The 15,467-nt window shown below is 71.9% G+C and carries 12 protein-coding genes and 1 pseudogene; 11 read left to right on the top strand and 2 right to left on the bottom strand.

Annotated features, from left to right (window positions below):
- Positions 1 to 60 precede the first annotated feature (60 nt).
- Positions 61 to 4,575 (bottom strand): FtsK/SpoIIIE domain-containing protein, encoded by a 4,515-nt coding sequence (locus tag AC3ERT_RS12955; RefSeq protein ID WP_335970810.1) that lies wholly within the window; start codon positions 4,573 to 4,575, stop codon positions 61 to 63.
- Positions 4,576 to 4,909: 334 nt separating this feature from the next.
- Here AC3ERT_RS12955 and AC3ERT_RS12950 point away from each other — a divergent pair, with 334 nt between their 5' ends.
- On the top strand, positions 4,910 to 6,988 hold the full coding sequence (locus AC3ERT_RS12950) for a DUF6571 family protein (RefSeq protein WP_335970812.1): 2,079 nt from the start codon (positions 4,910 to 4,912) through the stop codon (positions 6,986 to 6,988).
- 66 nt (positions 6,989 to 7,054) lie between these two features.
- On the opposite strand, the gene AC3ERT_RS12945 is transcribed toward AC3ERT_RS12950, so the two are convergent.
- Positions 7,055 to 7,732 carry a hypothetical protein gene (locus AC3ERT_RS12945; RefSeq protein WP_435174060.1) on the bottom strand — a complete coding sequence of 226 codons (678 nt, stop codon included), beginning with the start codon at positions 7,730 to 7,732 and terminating at the stop codon, positions 7,055 to 7,057.
- Between the two features lie 76 nt (positions 7,733 to 7,808).
- Between AC3ERT_RS12945 and AC3ERT_RS12940 the strand changes: the two genes are divergently transcribed.
- The 10 genes and pseudogenes from AC3ERT_RS12940 (at position 7,809) to AC3ERT_RS12895 (ending at position 15,395) form a co-directional block, all read left to right on the top strand.
- Positions 7,809 to 8,129 (top strand): hypothetical protein, encoded by a 321-nt coding sequence (locus tag AC3ERT_RS12940; protein ID WP_335970816.1) that lies wholly within the window; start codon positions 7,809 to 7,811, stop codon positions 8,127 to 8,129.
- Between the two features lie 323 nt (positions 8,130 to 8,452).
- Positions 8,453 to 9,139 (top strand): hypothetical protein, encoded by a 687-nt coding sequence (locus tag AC3ERT_RS12935; protein WP_435131323.1) that lies wholly within the window; start codon positions 8,453 to 8,455, stop codon positions 9,137 to 9,139.
- A 38-nt stretch (positions 9,140 to 9,177) separates the two neighbouring features.
- The gene (locus AC3ERT_RS12930; RefSeq protein ID WP_435174058.1) at positions 9,178 to 9,978 is read left to right on the top strand and encodes a hypothetical protein; all 801 of its coding nucleotides are present in this window, start codon (positions 9,178 to 9,180) and stop codon (positions 9,976 to 9,978) included.
- Positions 9,975 to 11,285, top strand: coding sequence for a TadA family conjugal transfer-associated ATPase (locus tag AC3ERT_RS12925; protein WP_335970822.1), 1,311 nt, complete (start codon positions 9,975 to 9,977; stop codon positions 11,283 to 11,285). The genes AC3ERT_RS12930 and AC3ERT_RS12925 overlap by 4 nt, the downstream gene beginning before the upstream one ends.
- Positions 11,285 to 12,268 (top strand): annotated as a pseudogene (locus AC3ERT_RS12920) (type II secretion system F family protein); the annotation flags it as partial. The gene AC3ERT_RS12925 and the pseudogene AC3ERT_RS12920, both read left to right, overlap by 1 nt.
- A gap of 308 nt (positions 12,269 to 12,576) precedes the next feature.
- Positions 12,577 to 13,494: a type II secretion system F family protein gene (locus AC3ERT_RS12915; RefSeq protein ID WP_335970823.1), complete on the top strand. Its 918-nt coding sequence runs from the start codon at positions 12,577 to 12,579 to the stop codon at positions 13,492 to 13,494.
- A 58-nt stretch (positions 13,495 to 13,552) separates the two neighbouring features.
- Positions 13,553 to 13,801 (top strand): hypothetical protein, encoded by a 249-nt coding sequence (locus AC3ERT_RS12910; protein WP_335970825.1) that lies wholly within the window; start codon positions 13,553 to 13,555, stop codon positions 13,799 to 13,801.
- Positions 13,802 to 13,825: 24 nt separating this feature from the next.
- A complete protein-coding gene (locus tag AC3ERT_RS12905) occupies positions 13,826 to 14,335 on the top strand; it encodes a TadE family protein (protein WP_435131320.1) in 510 nt (169 codons plus the stop codon).
- A gap of 5 nt (positions 14,336 to 14,340) precedes the next feature.
- Positions 14,341 to 14,784 carry a TadE/TadG family type IV pilus assembly protein gene (locus AC3ERT_RS12900; RefSeq protein WP_435131319.1) on the top strand — a complete coding sequence of 148 codons (444 nt, stop codon included), beginning with the start codon at positions 14,341 to 14,343 and terminating at the stop codon, positions 14,782 to 14,784.
- On the top strand, positions 14,781 to 15,395 hold the full coding sequence (locus AC3ERT_RS12895) for a TadE/TadG family type IV pilus assembly protein (protein WP_435131318.1): 615 nt from the start codon (positions 14,781 to 14,783) through the stop codon (positions 15,393 to 15,395). Before AC3ERT_RS12900 ends, AC3ERT_RS12895 begins: the two co-directional genes overlap by 4 nt.
- The last annotated feature ends 72 nt before the right edge of the window (positions 15,396 to 15,467 follow it).

Below are 15,467 nucleotides of genomic sequence, written 5' to 3'. Positions count from 1 at the left end.
GCGGGGTCGTAGAATCCCTCCCCAACCCCCCGGCCCTTTTTCGCTCTGCCGGCCCGGCGGCTACGCCGGCTGGGCCGCCTGGATCTGCATGATCGTGCCCCCGCGGATCAGCACACCGCGGCCGAGCGGGCCGCCGCCGATGTCCCGCGGCAACCGGACGTTGAACAGGTCGCCCTCGGAGCCGGTCTGCGGCGACAGCAGCAGCCCGTTGCGCGACTTGCGCGCCTCCACCACGAAACCGCGGTACTGCGAACTCATCGAGTCCGACGACCCGGCCGCGATCAGCGCGTGGTCACCGTCCATACCGCTCTTGACGACCTCCTCCAACGCCGTCTCCAGCATGCTCTCGTAGAGGAGTTCGCTGTCGTCGACGACGACCACGAACTTCTCCCCGGCCGCCTTCGCGGTCAGCTCCGTCAGCTCGTCCGCAGTCGACTCGGTGCCCGTCAGCAGGCCCAACACCCCAGGTGCGTCGGCCAGTTCGCGCAGCGGCGAGCGGCGCGGGGTGACCAGCACCACCGGAGTGCCGTTGGCGAGCAGCGACCGGGCAGCCGTGATCAGCGCCGTGGAGCGGCCCGACTTCGGCGGCCCGGCGATGACGAACCCCGGCCCGGCCTCCTCCAGGTCGATGCCGACCGGTGCCAACTCGTCGCCGCCCACGCCCATCAGCGCCCACAGCGGCGAGGACGGCCGGAAGTCCGGGTCGAGCGCCATCGCGTCGGTCAGCGTCATCCGCGGCGGCAGCGCGTCCACCCGCATCGGCCGCTGCGGCCGGGGCAGCCGCCCGACCCGGCCGATCCGCTCGGTCGCCTGCCGGCCGATCCGCTGCAGCACCTCCACCTGTGCCTGGCCGGCTGGGTCGGCGGCCAGCAGTGCCACCTGGTTCTCCTGCACACCGTGGTCGGTGGGGCGCAGCGCCCGCCCGGACGGCATGTTCTTCGGCACGTCGCGCGGGGCGAGCCCGCCGTTGCCGTAGTCGTTCGGGTCGGCCATCCGCAGCACCAGCTTGTCCGGGAAGACCGAGGAGATCGCCCCGAGGAAGCCGGAGCGGTCCGAGGTCATCACGACCTTCAGCCCGGCCGATCCGCCCTCCCGGAAGATCCGCATGGCGCCCTCGATCAGCTTGCCGTAGTTGTACGACTCGAAGGTCGAGGTGAAGCCCTCCCAGTTGTCGAGCAGCAGCACCATCCACGGCAGCCGCTCCTCCGGGGTGGCCGCCATCGCCCGCTGCTCGGCGGCGCTGGAGGCGCCCTTGACGGCCAGGAGCTGCTGCCGCCGCGACACCTCCGCCGACAGCCGGTCCAGCAGCCGCGACAGCCGCTCGGGCTGGTCGCGGGTGACGACGGCGCCGCAGTGCGGCAGCGCCACCAGCGGCAGCAGCGCGTTGGCGCCGCAGTCGATGGCGTACAGGTGCACGTCGGTCGGCGCGGTGTCGCGGGCGAGCGCGCCGGCGATCGTCCGCAGCGCGGTGGAGCGGCCCGAGCGCGGGCCGCCGGCGATCAGCACGTGCTCGCCGTGCACCAGGTCGACCGCGAGCCGGGCGCGGGCCTGCTGCGCGGGAAGGTCGGTGATGCCGTAGCCGATGGGCGGCACATCGCCGGACCCGGCGGCGGCCGGCGGCGGCAGTTCCTCGGTGACGATCCGCTCGGGCAGCGGGTCCAGCCACGGCTTGCGCGGCGCGGGGAAGTTGAGCAGGTCGGACGCGTCGCGGATGGCGTCCACCAGCACCGCGAGGTCGGTGACCATGGTGCCGTCGTCCGCCTCCGCCTGCCCGCCGCGCGGCATCGGGCGGCCCAGCGACTGCCAACCCAGCGGTACCACCGCGGCCTTGGCGCGCTCCTGGCCGACCGCCGGGCGGCGGCCACCGATCCGCGCGGACTGCACGCCGACCAGCGACTGGGCGCCGGAGCGCACATAGGCGCGGCCGGGCGTGGACTTGGCGATCGCCCCGGAGTCGGGCGCGTCGATGACGTCCCGGGACTCGTCGGCGTCGGTGACGCGCAGCGCGATCCGCAGGTTGGTGTTGGCGCGGATGTCGGCGCTGACCACACCCGCGGGCCGCTGCGTGGCCAGCACCAGGTGCACGCCCAGCGAACGGCCGCGGCGGGCGATGTCGACCAGACCGGCGATGAAGTCCGGCAGTTCGGCCACCAGGGAGGCGAACTCGTCGATGATCAGCACCAGTCGGGGCATCGGCTCCAGGTCGGGCCGCATCCGCCGCGCGTCGTTGTAGTCCTCGATGTCCTTGGTGGCCGCGTTGAACAGGATCGTCTCGCGGTGGTGCAACTCCGCGGCGAGCGAGGCGAGCGCGCGCTCGGTCAGGTGCGCGTCGAGGTCGCTGACCATGCCGACGGTGTGCGGCAGCCGCGCACAGTCCTGGAAGGCACTGCCGCCCTTGTAGTCGATCAGCACGAAGTTGAGCGCGTCGGGCCGGTTGGCGACCGCGAGCGAGGCGATGATCGTCTGGAGCAGCTCGGACTTGCCCGCGCCAGTGGTGCCGGCGACCAGCGCGTGCGGCCCGTCCTTGCGGATGTCCAGCACGAAGGTGCCGTCCGCGCCGACGCCGATCGGCGCCGCCGTGGTCGAACCGCCGCGCTGCCAGATCCCGGCCACCTGCTCCCCGACCGGGTCGGGCATGCCCAGCAGGTCCAGCAGCCGCGCGGACGTCGGCAGCGCGCTGTCCGCGTCGTCGCGGCTGACGTCGCGCACCGGCGCCATCGAACGGGCCACCAGCTCGCACCACTCCGGGCCGACCTGGTCGGCGAGCACCTCGCCGAGGCGCTCCAGCCCGCCGCCGCGCAGGTGCAGCCGGCTGGCCGCGTGCGGCGACCAGCACACCGCGAGCCGCACCTCTTCCGGCAGCAGCCGCTCGTCCTCGTCGACGCACAGTGCGAACATGCCGAACTGCGGGCCCTCCTGGAGGAGTTGCGGCACACCCGGCATCCGGCGCAGCAGCCGCGCACCGTCCAGCACCACCAGGACGAACGGGTCCGGCCGCAGCCGGCCGCCCTGGTTGGCGAGGGTGTCGGCCTTGCGCCGGCCCAGCTCCTGGAGGAGTTCGTTGACCCGGCGGCCGGCCGCCTCCTGGTCGGTGCCGATCAACGCCACGCAGTCCTGGCCCTGTTGGGGCGTCAGGTGCGGCAGCCAGTGCGCCCAGTTCCAGGACCGCGCCGCGTCGGGCGCGGAGGACAGCACCACGATCGACAGGTCCCGCGGACTGTGCAGCACCGCGGCCTGCGACACCAGCCAGCGGACGGTGCCCAGCGCCCGGGCCCGCTCACCGGCGATACCGACCACGCCGATCTCCGGGACCGGCAGCGGCAGCGGCACGTCGTACACCAGCGGCGGCTCCGGCGGTACGGCGTCCTCGGCCGTCCGGCCCTTGGGGCGCAGCTCGATGTCGGCGGGCATGTCGGCGACGCCGATCCGCAGCCGCAGCGCGTCGGGGTCGGTGAGTCGCCGCTCCCACAGCCGGCGGCGCGGGCCGGTCGCGAAGAGCAGGATCTCGGCGGCGTCCGGGTAGTTGGCCCGCCGCTCGCGCTGGTCGGAGAGCCTGGCGTTCTCCAGGCTCTCCTCGTACTCGGCCATCGCGGCCTTGTAGCTCTTCGCCGCGTCCTGGTTCTTGCGCTTGCCGGCGCGGTTGTCGCTGATCCACTGGCCGACCATCATCACCGGGCTCATGGCGCAGAACAGCAGCATGTAGATCTGGTGCACCATGAAGTACATCGTCACGCCGACCACGACCGGCGCGATGAGCGTGAGCACCTGGAAGCGGGCCCGGTCGGTCTTGGCGTCCTTCTGCGGTACGTACAGCAGCTGCCGGGGCGGCGGCGCGGTCAGCCGCGGCGGCCGGTTGTACGCGAGTCCGCCCTCGCCCATCGGCGACAGGTGGGCGTCCGGCGCGCTCGGCCGGTCCAGCACCAGCACCGAGTCGCCGGCCTTGAGCTGTGCGCGCAGCGGCCACGGCCGCTCCGCCTCCACCGGCTCGTTCTCCAGCGTCAGGCCCGCGCCGGGCGCGCCGGTCAGCAGCACGGTGCCGTCCATGGCCACCGAGACCCGCGCGGCGGCCGGCGGGATGGACGGGTCCTGCACGGCGACCGTGCTGTTCGGCGCCGAGCCGATGGTCGCGGTGCCGACACCGAGCCGCGCCACCCGGCCCGCGCCCGGCCCGGCGCACACCCGCACCTCGTAGCGCCCGGACGGCTCGCCGGTGCGCATGAACGGGCCGATCGAGTCGTCGACGGTGACGCGCATGCCGTCGCGCAGCACGGACTGCGCCTGCGCCTGCGGGTCGCAGGGCACACCGTCCGCCCACAGCACCGGCACGGCGGCGGGAGCGGGGTCGGCGGGCCGGCCGGCCCACCCGCCGGCCGCGTCGGGCCGGCCCCCGTTCTGGTACTGCCCGGGGAACTGGACGACCACGCCCCCGCCGTGCCCGGCCGGTTCGTGGGCCACCGCGCCCACGGACTGCGCCAGCGCCAGTGCGACGTCGCCCGCGCTCGCGGAGTCGTCGGCCGTGATCAGGACGTCCTGCGCGTCGACGCCCTGCTGTACGACCGTCACGGTCACGCGCATGGCTGTGCCCCTCCCCGTAGGCCCGGACCGGGCCCTGCATTCGCTGTGCCTGTTCCCATTAACCGTCCACTGCTGCCACGAGGCTATAGGCCCGCGGAAACCCCGGGTAAGCCCCGTCGGGCAGCGGAGGGGGCACGGCCGGGCCTGCCCGGGTTTCCGCGGGGTACGGCGGCGGCGCCGACTTCCGCGGCACGGAACCGTTCCGCTGCCCTGTGCGATCCTCATTCCTGACACGGGGCCCGGGCCGGGAGCACCCAGGTCGCACGGGCGGGGCCGCCCGCGCGGCTCGAGCGGTCGGCGAACCGGGGCGAAGTACACACGGGAGGAGAAGCGGATGGGGTTTTCCGGGATAGATCCGGACGGCCTGCAGAAGATGACGAGCTCGTTCAAGAGCGACAAGGACCTGCTGCGGTCGACCGCGTCCTCGTACAAGTACCAGTTCGAGGAAAAGGGACTCGACTCCTCTTCTCTCACCCAACTCATCGGCATCTGCGGCTGGCTGGACGACCAGATGCCGATGCTCACCCGCCGCTACCACCTGGCCATCGCCGCGGACAAGCCGTACCCGGACCACAAGGGCATGGTCAGCATCGACGACAGCATGGTGAACACCACCGCCCAGTCGCAGAAGGACGGCAAGGCGCTGGCGGACAAGTACAACGACGCGCTCAAGAAGGGCGACGACCCGTCCGAGGACCTGTTCGCCGATCTGAGCGCCCATTCCGACGACCCGGACTACCTCAAGGCGTTCTACAACCAGCTCGGCTCGAAGAACCTGCTCCAGCTCACCAACGACATGGCCGACGACAACTTCTACGGCCGGTACGGCGACCACCCGGACGAGGCCAAGCACGACCGCGACGTCATCGCCAAGACCTTCGGCACCTTCACCAAGGTCGCCTACGAGGGCCAGACCGCCCAGCAGAAGCAGGCGAGTTGGAGCAAGTGGTTCGACAACTTCAAGGACCCGCGCGGTGTCTTCCGGGCCGACTACCTCACCTCGCTGCTGCCGGGCGGCTCGCAGGACAAGGACTACCTCGTCGCGCTCGGCGACCGCGTCTTCGACAAGGACCCGTCGAAGAACGGCAGCGAGTTCATGAACAGCTCCGGCCTCGACAAGGGCGTCTTCGCCGACGACCACTACACCCAGCTGTTCAACGCGATCGGCAAGAACGCCGAGGCGTCGGGTGAGTGGATGGACCACAACTACGACACGATGCAGACGATCATCTATCCGCACGGCCCCTGGGACCTCGGCCAACCACCCGCCCGTGCCCAGGCGTTCGCGGACCTGATGTCGGCCGGCACGATCGACCTCAAGGCGACGAACCGGCCGCTCGCGGAGAAGCTCACCGCCCGCATCATGATGGACAACTACCGCCACCAGAACGGTGATTCGAGCAAGATCCACCCGTACGACCCGATCGACGTCTACTACGGCAAGCTGGTCACCGCCAACTGGAGCGACATGGTCTACGGGATCACGTCGCCGAGCGGCAACAAGCTGTGGGGCGCGGACGCCACCAAGGGCGGCTTCACCGAGAAGATGTCGCAGTGGGACCAGAAGGCGTTCCTCGACGGGCAGGACCCCGGTCGCCCCGGCCTGGAGGTGGGCGCGCCGCTGTGGCAGGCGCTGCTCAACGAGTCGGCGCGCAACCCCACCGTCGCCGGCCAGGAGAGCGCGCTGTTCGACGCCTTCCGGACCCAGATCACCAACGAGGTCGGCAGCGCGAAGTCCGACACCACCGAGCACGCCCAGGACTACCGCGCCATGCAGCGCGGCATGATGATGAAGGCGTACAGCAGCGCGTTCGAGTACGCCAAGGGCTCGATCGAGACGGACGCCGACGACTGGGCGGAAAGCGTCAACAGCGCCCGCGACACGATGATCGACTGGGCGGCTTCCGCGGTGGAGGCCGGTGCCACCGGTGGCAGCAGCGCCATCATGGAGCTCGGCACCGAGAAGGCCACGGAACTCGGCGGCACGGCGAAGGACCTGATCATCGACTACGCCAAGAACGCTATTCACGTGGACCCGGAGGACGCACCGGGCCTGGCCGCCAAGTACAAGCAGATCAACGATTCCGAACTCGACGTGAGTTGGCAGAACGAGTACCAGAAAGAGGCCAACGCCCAGCTTTCGGGCGGTGGTTTCTCGTCCGACGTCACCGCGCCCGTCACGATCCACCCGAGGAACGGGCCGGCGAAGACGTACACCGGCGACCCGAAGGGCTACATCAAGGCGCCGGCCGACAACTTCCTCGCGTCCGACGGCACCGTGATGGACATCGACAAGATGACGACACGTCAACGCACCGCGTACACCAACTGGTTGATGGACCCGGCGATCGTCAACCACGTGGATTCCCGGGGCTTCACGCAGGGGCAGCAGTTCCAGCACCTGGCGGAGTGAGCCGGCCGCGCGCAGACGGCCGCCCGGTGGTGCGCCGGGCGGCCGGTGGCCCGCTCAGCGGACGAGTCAGCCGCTCTTGCCGACGGGCTCGATCTTCAGCGCGTCGAGGAAGGCCCGGAAGTCGGTGACGGCCTGCGGCTGGTCCTTGACGGTGCGGTGGTCCAGCACCGGGCTGTAGGTGATTTCGGCGGCCTCGGACTGCCAGGCACACGTCGTGATGGTGCGGCCGGCCCCCGTGGTGTCGGCGCACTGGACCTTGCCGTCCTGCTTCCCGGCCGGGTAGCTGGTGATCTTCTGGTCCTTGTCGACCCCCAGGAGATTTTTCGTCTCGCTCTCGGAACCCGGGCCGGTTCGAGTTCCGTCGTCGGCGGTGAAGTCCGGCGGGTCGAGGCGGACGGTGATCACCGCGGCCCGGCCGCCGGCCGCGCGGTAGGTGAGGTGCGCCTCGCCCTTCGCGGGGTCGGTGTTGACGCTCGACAGCGCCGTCCACTCGGTGTCGCCGTCCTTCGCCTCCGTGTACGCCCCGAACGCCTTCGGGATCACGGCGGTGTGCTTCACCGGCTTGCTGTCGCCGCCGTTCGCGGCGACCGCCCACCACGTGATGCCGCCGGCCACCACGACCACGGCGCCCACGACGGCGAGCACCTTCCTGCGGCGCCTGGCGCGCTCACGGGCGGCGGGGTCGGGCACGGAGATCGGGGTGAGTGCGATGTCGTTGTCGTTGTCGGCGGTGTTGTTCGTCACGTGGTCCTCGTCCTCCTGCGGGGGCTGGCAGATACGATAGAGGCCGAAGGGTCGCGAACACACGGGGGAGAACACGATGGGGAGCAACGACAGCAATCCGCAGGCGACCGTGCCGAATCCGGCGATCACCGACCTGCAGAACCTGAAGACCCAGCTGATCCGGGACCTCGGCACCCTCAAGGAGCCGTTGAAGACGACGTGTTCGGACATGGGCGGCGGAAACGTCTGGGTCGGCACCGCGGCCGACACCTGGGGCGCCGATGTCAAGGGCCGGCACGGCACGATCCAGACGCTGCTCGGCCGGCTCGTCCCGGTGATCGACGCCGAGATCAAGAAGCTGCCGGAGAAGGTCACGCCGGGCGACGCCAAGATGTACAACATGGATCGTTTCCGGTAGTTCCGATCGTTCCGAAACAGGGCAGCGGGACAACGGACCGGCGGCACAGTCGACCGCCGGCGAACGGACCCCGTTTCGTTCTGTTGCCATGCTGTATGCGGGTTGTCACGGGCCACGCCTTGAGGGCATTTGTTGCCCGCTGATAGCGTGCGGTGACTTGACATCGGCCTGCGGGGTCGTCGCCGGACGGGAGAGCGACGGAACTGCCCCGGGTGGCCGAAATGGCTGATGCGAAGCGCCGGCTCGGGGGCAGTGAAGTGAAAACCAGGGAACGTTCCGCCGCGGGCGGCGGCAGTGGCCGTCAGTCCGTTCCCGCACCCAACTTGAACGGACCCGCCGTCGGCAGCCGGCTGCCGGTCGCGCCGCGCGAGCGCAAACCCGCGCTGGCCGCGCTGGCGGTGCTGCTGATCCTGGTGGGCGCGCTCGGCGCCACCGTGATGGTGCTGCGCGCGGGCAACAAGGTGTCGGTCGTGGAGGTCACCGCCGACGTCGCGGTCGGCGACAAGATCCCGCTGTCGGCGATGCGCGAGGTCATGGTCGCGGACGGCACCGACGTCAAGTACATCCGGTGGAACCAGCGCGAGGACCTCGCCAGCAACTGGCGCGCCGCGACCAACCTGACCAGCGGGTCGATCGTCGTCAACTCGATGATCACCCAGAAGTCCGAGGTGCTCGCGGCCGGCAAGACGCTGGTCGGCCTGTCCCTGAAGAAGGGCCAGTTCCCCAGCGGCCTGGCCGACGGGCTGACCGTGGCGGCGTACCTGGTCGGCAACGACGTCAAGTCCTCAGGCGACTCGTCGGGTTCGTCGGGTTCGTCCGGCAGCACCGGCGGCGCCGAGCCGATCAGCGGCAACCTCGTCATCAAGGACATCGACACGGGCAGCAACAGCAGCTTCGGCGACGGCAGCGAGACCATCACGGTCATCGCGGACGCCGCCGACGCCGGTGCGCTGGCGACCGCCTCCGCGGCGGGCGACGTCTCCCTCGTGCTCGTCCCCAGCAAGCACTGAACCAGCGGCGCGGACCAGGCACGGACGAGGCAGACAACATGGCACTGATCGCAATCGCAGCGGACAAGGGCTCCCCAGGCGTCACCACCACGGCACTGGCGCTGGCCGCCGTATGGCCGCGCCGCGTGCTGCTGGCCGAGGCCGACCCGGCCGGCGGCGACCTCGTCTACCGTTCGACGGGCGCGCACGGCGGGGTGCTCAACCCCAACTCCGGCCTGCTGTCGCTGGCCGCCACCGCCCGGCACGGCCTGGCCGCCGAGCAGTTGTGGGACCACGCGCAGCCGCTGGTCGGCGGGCTCGACGTACTCGTGGGCCTGGCCGGGCCCGAACAGGCCGCGGGTCTGGCCGGGTTGTGGCCGGTGCTCGGCCAGGCGTTCGCGACGCTCGCCGAGTCGCCGAACGGCGCCGCCGACGTGATCGCCGACTGCGGCCGCCTCGGCCCGGACTCGCCGAGTCTGGAACTGCTGCCGCACGCCGCGCTGGTGCTGCTCGTCGCCCGTAGCGCGCCCGAGAACCTGGCCCGGGTCAGGGACCGCGCCGGCGCGCTGTCGGCGAAACTGCACGGCTCGCAGCGCGGTGCCGCCGCGCTCGGCTACCCGCCGATCGGCGTGCTGCTCGTCGCCGACACCGGGCACAGCGCCAAACTCGCCGCGCAGGTCAACGAGATGCTGGTGGCCTCGCAGATCTCCGCCCGGGTGGTCGGCACCCTCGCGGACGACCCGGCCGGCGCCGAGATGCTCAGCGGCCGGCGCCGCGGCCGCCTCGACAAGTCGCTGCTGATCCGCTCGGCCCGCCAGGTGACCGCCGACGTGCCGCAGCGGTACGGGGTCCTGCGATGAGCGAGGTCGACCACTCGCTGGTCAAGCGCTTCCGGCAGGAGGCGGGCGACCGCATCGCCGAGCAGCGGCGGCTGGACCAGGTGGCGGCCCGTACCGCGATGTCGCCGGAGGACGAACGGCACTTCGCCCGGGCGATCATCGCCCAGATACTCGAGGCGTACGCGCGCGCCGAGATCGCCGTCGGCCGCACCCCGCCGGACGCCCACGCGGAGGAGGCGTACGCCGCAGCGGTGCACGCCGCGCTCTTCGGCGTCGGCCGGCTCCAGCCGCTGCTGGACGACCCCGAGGTCGAGAACATCGACATCAACGGCTGCGACCAGGTCTTCGTCGGCTACTCCGACGGCCGGGAGTTGCAGGTCGAGCCGGTCGCGGAGACCGACGAGGAACTCATCGAGCTGATCCAGGTGCTGGGCGCCTACTCCGGTCTGTCCTCGCGCCCGTTCGACACCGCCAACCCGCAGCTCGACCTGCGGCTGCCCGACGGCTCCCGGCTCTCGGCCGTCATGGACGTCACCCGCCGGCCCGCGCTGTCCATCCGCCGGGCGCGCCTGGGCAAGGTCTTCCTCGCCGACCTGATCGGCAACAACACCGTCACCCCCGAGGTCGGCTCGTTCCTATCCGCGGCGGTCCTAGCCCGCAAGAACCTGATGATCGCCGGGGCCACCAACGCCGGGAAGACCACGCTGCTGCGGGCCATGGCCAACGTGATCCCGCCGCACGAGCGCCTCATCACCGTCGAACGCGCCCTGGAACTCGGCCTCGACCAGTTCCCCGACCTGCACCCCAACGTCGTGGCGTTCGAGGAGCGGCTGCCCAACTCCGAGGGCCTGGGCGCCATCTCGATGGCCGAACTCGTCCGCCGCAGCCTGCGCATGAACCCCTCCCGGGTGATCGTCGGCGAGGTGCTCGGCGACGAGATCGTCACCATGCTCAACGCCATGTCGCAGGGCAACGACGGCTCGCTGTCCACGATCCACGCCAACGGCTCCGCCGAGGTCTTCAACCGCATCTCCACCTACGCGCTCCAGGCGCAGGAGCGGCTGCCGGTGGAGGCGTCGCAGATGCTGGTGGCCGGCGCCATCGACTTCGTGGTCTTCATCCAGCGCCGCAACGACTTCCAGCGCGGTGGCACCCTGCGCCGCGTCGTGACCTCCGTCCGCGAGGTGAACGGCGTGGACGGCCGGGTCCTTTCCAGCGAGATCTTCGCCGAGCACCCGGACGCCGGTGTGGCGCTGCCGCACGCGCCCATCTCCTGCCTCGACGAACTGCTCGCCCACGGTTACCAGCCCACGGGGGTGTGGCGGTGATGTCCGGCTTCTTCTCGATGACCGCGTTCTACGGGCTGCTCGCCGGGGCGGTGGGCGGCGGCGGCATCGCGCTGTTCATCGCGGCGATGCGCGGCTGGGCGCCGAAACCGACCGCCCCCGGGCAGTCCGGCGCCGAACGCGCCTCGGAGATCGGCCGGTTCCTCACCCAGCGCGGCTCCATCGCGATCGTGGTCGGCCTGGCGGTCCTCGCCGTCACCCGCTGGCTGGTGCTCGGCGCGGCCACCGCGGTGCTCGTCTTCGCCTGGGACCGGCTCTTCGGCGGGGCCTCGGAGGAGCGCGCCGCGATGAAGCGGGTGGAGGCGCTGGCCGGTTGGACGGAGTCGCTGCGCGACACCATCGCCGGCGCGGTCGGCCTGGAGCAGGCCATTCCGGCCTCCGCCCGGGCCGCCGCACCCGCGCTGCGGGTCCATCTGGAGTCCCTCGTCGACCGGTTGCGGGCGCGCTGGCCGCTGCCCGACGCGCTCCAGATGCTCGCTGACGAGATCAACGACGCGTCCGCCGACATCATCATCGCCGCCCTCATCCTCAACGCCCGGCTGCGCGGCCCCGGTCTGCGGGACGTGCTCGGCGCGCTGGCGAAGTCCTCCCGCGAGGAAGTGGACATGCGCCAGCGGGTCATGGCGCAGCGCGCCAGCACCCGGCGCAGCGTGCAGATCGTGGTCGTGGTCTCCGTGGTGTTCGTGCTGGGCCTGGCCGTCTTCAACCGCGGCTTCGTCAAGCCGTACGGCACGCCCGTCGGGCAGTTGATGCTCGCCATCGTGTGCCTGCTGTTCGCGGCCGGCTTCTGGTGGCTGCGCAAGCTGTCGAAGATCGAGACCCCGGACCGGTTCCTCGTGCACGCCCCCGAGCGGGTCGCCCAGCAGCCGGTCGTCGGGCAGTTCCCGTCCGGCCCGCAGGGCGCGGTCGGCCGGCAGGGTCCGCCCGGCGGGCAGAGCGGACCGTACGGCGGCGGACCCCAGCAGGCGCCGGGCGCGGTGCAGGGCGGGTACCGCGGAGCGGGGGCGCCGGGCGCCACCGCCGGACCGGGCGGGCCGGGTGGACCTGCCGCACCGGCCGCACCGGCCGCACCTGCGGCACCGGGGAGCGCGGGGGCACCGGGCGCACTGGGTGGTCCGGGCGCGCCGGGCGCGCCGGGCGCGCCGGGTTACGGCCCCCAAGGGCCGCAGGGCACACCGGGTTACGGCGCCCAAGGCGCCCAAGGTGCCCAGGGCCCGCAGGGTTACGGAGCGCAGGGCCGTCCGGCCGTGCCGGGACAGGGGGCCGGCAACCGATGACCACCACCATCGTCTTCGCGTGCCTGGTCGGCGGCGTCTTCGGCCTGGGCGTCTTCGCCCTGGTCCGGGCGCTGACGCCGACCCGGCGCAGCGCGGTCTCCACCATCGCGCAGATCGACGCGCTGCGCGCCGCCGGCGTCACCACCGACAGCGCCGCCGCCACCGACGCGGCCGAGGGCTGGCGCGCCCGGCTCGGGCAGCGGATCGCGGCCTTCTACCTCCAACAGGGCTGGGAGCAGCGCTCGCTGCGCGCCGACCTGGCGGTGCTGGACCGCAGCTGGGAGGCGTTCCTCGCCACCAAGACGGTGCTGGCCGCGGCCGGTGTCGTCTTCGGCCCGGCGGTGTTCGCGGTCGCGGCGGAGGTCGGTTTCGGCGTCAACCCGATCATCCCGGTCTGGCTGGCGCTGCTCTTCGCCGCGGTGTTCTTCCTGCTGCCGGACCTGGAGGTACGGCGCGACGCCGCGACCAAGCGCAAGGACCTGCGGCGGGTGATCGGCGCCTACCTCGACCTGGTCGCGATGAACCTGGCCGGCGGTCGCGGTCTGCCCGAGGCGCTGATGGCCGCCGCGGAGATCAGCGACGGCTGGGCGCTGATGCGTATCCGCAACTGCCTCGCCGACGCCCGGATCACCGGCACCAGCCAGTGGGTCGCGCTGGGCCGGCTCGGCGACGAACTCGGCATCGAGGAGTTGCAGGACCTCGGTGTCACCCTCGCGCTCGTCGCCGACGACGGTGCGAAGGTCCGCGACTCGCTGGCCTCGCGCGCCGAGACGATGCGCCACCGCGAACTGTCCGAGATCGAGGGCCAGGCGGGTGAGCAGTCCCAGTCGATGCTGGTCGCCCAGATGCTGCTGGCCGCCGGCTTCCTCGTCTTCCTGATCTACCCCGCCGCGATGCGGGTCTTCCAGGTCTGATCACCACCGTGCCGCCCCACCGACGACCGTCCACCGAGAGGACCGAGCCATGAACCGCATGGACAAACTGACTTCCTTCGACCCCGGCCTGAGCTTCCTCCACACCTACCTGCGCGCGCGGATCGACCGCGTCCGCAACGAGGACGACCTGTCCCGCGGCGCCTCGGCCGTCGAGTGGGTGGTGATCTCCGCGATCGTGGTGGCCATCGTCGCCGCGGTCGGCGTCATCATCAAGAACGCCCTGAACAGCAAGGCCAACGGCGTCAGCAACTGCATCGCCAACACCAACGGCGACAACGGCTGCTGATCGGCGGACCGGGGGAGAGCAGCGATGGGACGGACGACCCGCAGCCTGCGCCGCGCCGTGCGCCGCAGGCTCGACGCGGCGCACGGCGACAGCGGCGTGGGCAGCCGCGCGGCGGCGCCGGGGCGGGCCGGCGGCGACCGCGGGATGACCGCGATCGAGTTCGTCCTCCTCACCCCGGTGCTGTTCTTCATGATCTTCGCGACGGTGCAGTTCGGCATGTACTACTTCGCCGACCACGTCGCGCAGGCCGCCGCTCGGGCGGGCGCCCGCAAGGCGCGGGACGAGGCCGCGACCGGCGAGGACTGGTCCGGTGACGCGAGCAAGGCCGCGAGCGACTACATCAGCCAGCTCGGGCCGGAACTGCTGATCGACCCGCAGGTCTCGCCGAGCCGTGACCCGCAGGACGCGGAGACGGTCCGGGTCCGGGTGACGGCGACGGTGCCCAAGGTCTTCCCGCTGCCCGGTTTCTCCTTCAGGGTGAACGAGACGTCGTCGGGTCCGGTCGAGCGGTTCGTGCCGGACAACGGGGGATGAGGGGAATGGAGTTCGCGCGCAGAGCACGCGCCGCGGCCGCCCGGCGGGCGCGCGGCGACGGGGGGCTGTCCACCATCGAGGTGGTCATCCTCGCCCCGATCATCATCATGTTCGTGCTGATGCTGGTCGCGTTCGGCCAACTCGTCGACGGGCGCGGGGCGGTGGACGGCGCGGCACGCGACGCCGCGCGCGCCGGATCGATCGAGCACAGCCGCTCGGAGGCGATGCAGCAGGCGGTCAAGGCCGCGCACGACGACCTCGACGGCACCTGCGCGGCGCCGGCGACGGTCACCGCGGTCGGCGACACCAGCTTCCAGCCCGACACCCTCTTCACGATCCAGGTCACCTGCACCGTGCGGGGCCTGAGCTTCCTCGGGCTGCCCATCAACAAGACCGTCACCTCCACGTCGGCGTCCCCGCTCGACCCGTACCGCAGGTCGGCGACATGAGGACGGCGACGGACGTGACGGCGACGGACGTGACGGCGACGGACGTGACGGCGATGGACGTGACGGCGATGGACGTGACGACGGCAGCGACGGCGCAGGCGGCGACGACGGCCACGGTGAAACGGCTGGGCGCGACCGCGGCCGGCCGTACCCTCACCGCCCGGCTGCGGGCGCTGCGCGGCGACGACCGCGGCTCGGGCGCCGCCGCCGTGGTGATCTTCGCGCTGGTGTTCATGGCACTCGCCGCCTTCGTGGTGGACGGCGGGCTGTCCATCGCCAAGCGCGAGCGCGCCGCCGACATCGCCGAGCAGGCCGCGCGGTACGCCGCCCAGGACATCGATGTGGCCGCGCTGCGCAACGCCCAGGCCAGCGGCGCCCAGCCGGTCATCAACTACCAGCAGTGCACCGCCCGGGTGCAGCAGTTCGCCCGCGACGTCAACCTGCCGGCCGGCGACTGGCGCCGCTCCGGCTGCCCGACGCCGCCGACCGGGCCCGACCGGGTCGAGGTGGTGGTGTACGTGACCTACAGACCGATCCTCAGCGGCTTCTTCTACCACGACTCGATCACCGTCGAGGGCCGGGCGGACGCCGTGTCGATCACCGGCCCCTGACCGCGAGCACGGCAGGCGAAGCGCGCACCGTCGTACGTACGACAAGGACCCGTAGCACCACCGAAGGCAGAG

Source organism: Actinacidiphila sp. bgisy145 (assembly GCF_057708125.1).
Note: the sequence above shows the minus strand (reverse complement) of the source record. Positions and strands in the feature narration are given on the sequence as shown.

Excerpts from the sequence above, each read along its gene's own strand:
- AC3ERT_RS12930 (WP_435174058.1), top strand. The coding sequence starts at position 9,178 with ATGGCACTGATCGCAATCGCAGCGGACAAGGGCTCCCCAGGCGTCACC.
- AC3ERT_RS12940 (WP_335970816.1), top strand. The coding sequence starts at position 7,809 with ATGGGGAGCAACGACAGCAATCCGCAGGCGACCGTGCCGAATCCGGCG.
- AC3ERT_RS12910 (WP_335970825.1), top strand. The coding sequence starts at position 13,553 with ATGGACAAACTGACTTCCTTCGACCCCGGCCTGAGCTTCCTCCACACC.
- AC3ERT_RS12915 (WP_335970823.1), top strand. The coding sequence starts at position 12,577 with ATGACCACCACCATCGTCTTCGCGTGCCTGGTCGGCGGCGTCTTCGGC.
- AC3ERT_RS12925 (WP_335970822.1), top strand. The coding sequence starts at position 9,975 with ATGAGCGAGGTCGACCACTCGCTGGTCAAGCGCTTCCGGCAGGAGGCG.
- AC3ERT_RS12900 (WP_435131319.1), top strand. The coding sequence starts at position 14,341 with ATGGAGTTCGCGCGCAGAGCACGCGCCGCGGCCGCCCGGCGGGCGCGC.
- AC3ERT_RS12955 (WP_335970810.1), bottom strand. The coding sequence starts at position 4,575 with ATGCGCGTGACCGTGACGGTCGTACAGCAGGGCGTCGACGCGCAGGAC.
- AC3ERT_RS12905 (WP_435131320.1), top strand. The coding sequence starts at position 13,826 with ATGGGACGGACGACCCGCAGCCTGCGCCGCGCCGTGCGCCGCAGGCTC.
- AC3ERT_RS12895 (WP_435131318.1), top strand. The coding sequence starts at position 14,781 with ATGAGGACGGCGACGGACGTGACGGCGACGGACGTGACGGCGACGGAC.
- AC3ERT_RS12950 (WP_335970812.1), top strand. The coding sequence starts at position 4,910 with ATGGGGTTTTCCGGGATAGATCCGGACGGCCTGCAGAAGATGACGAGC.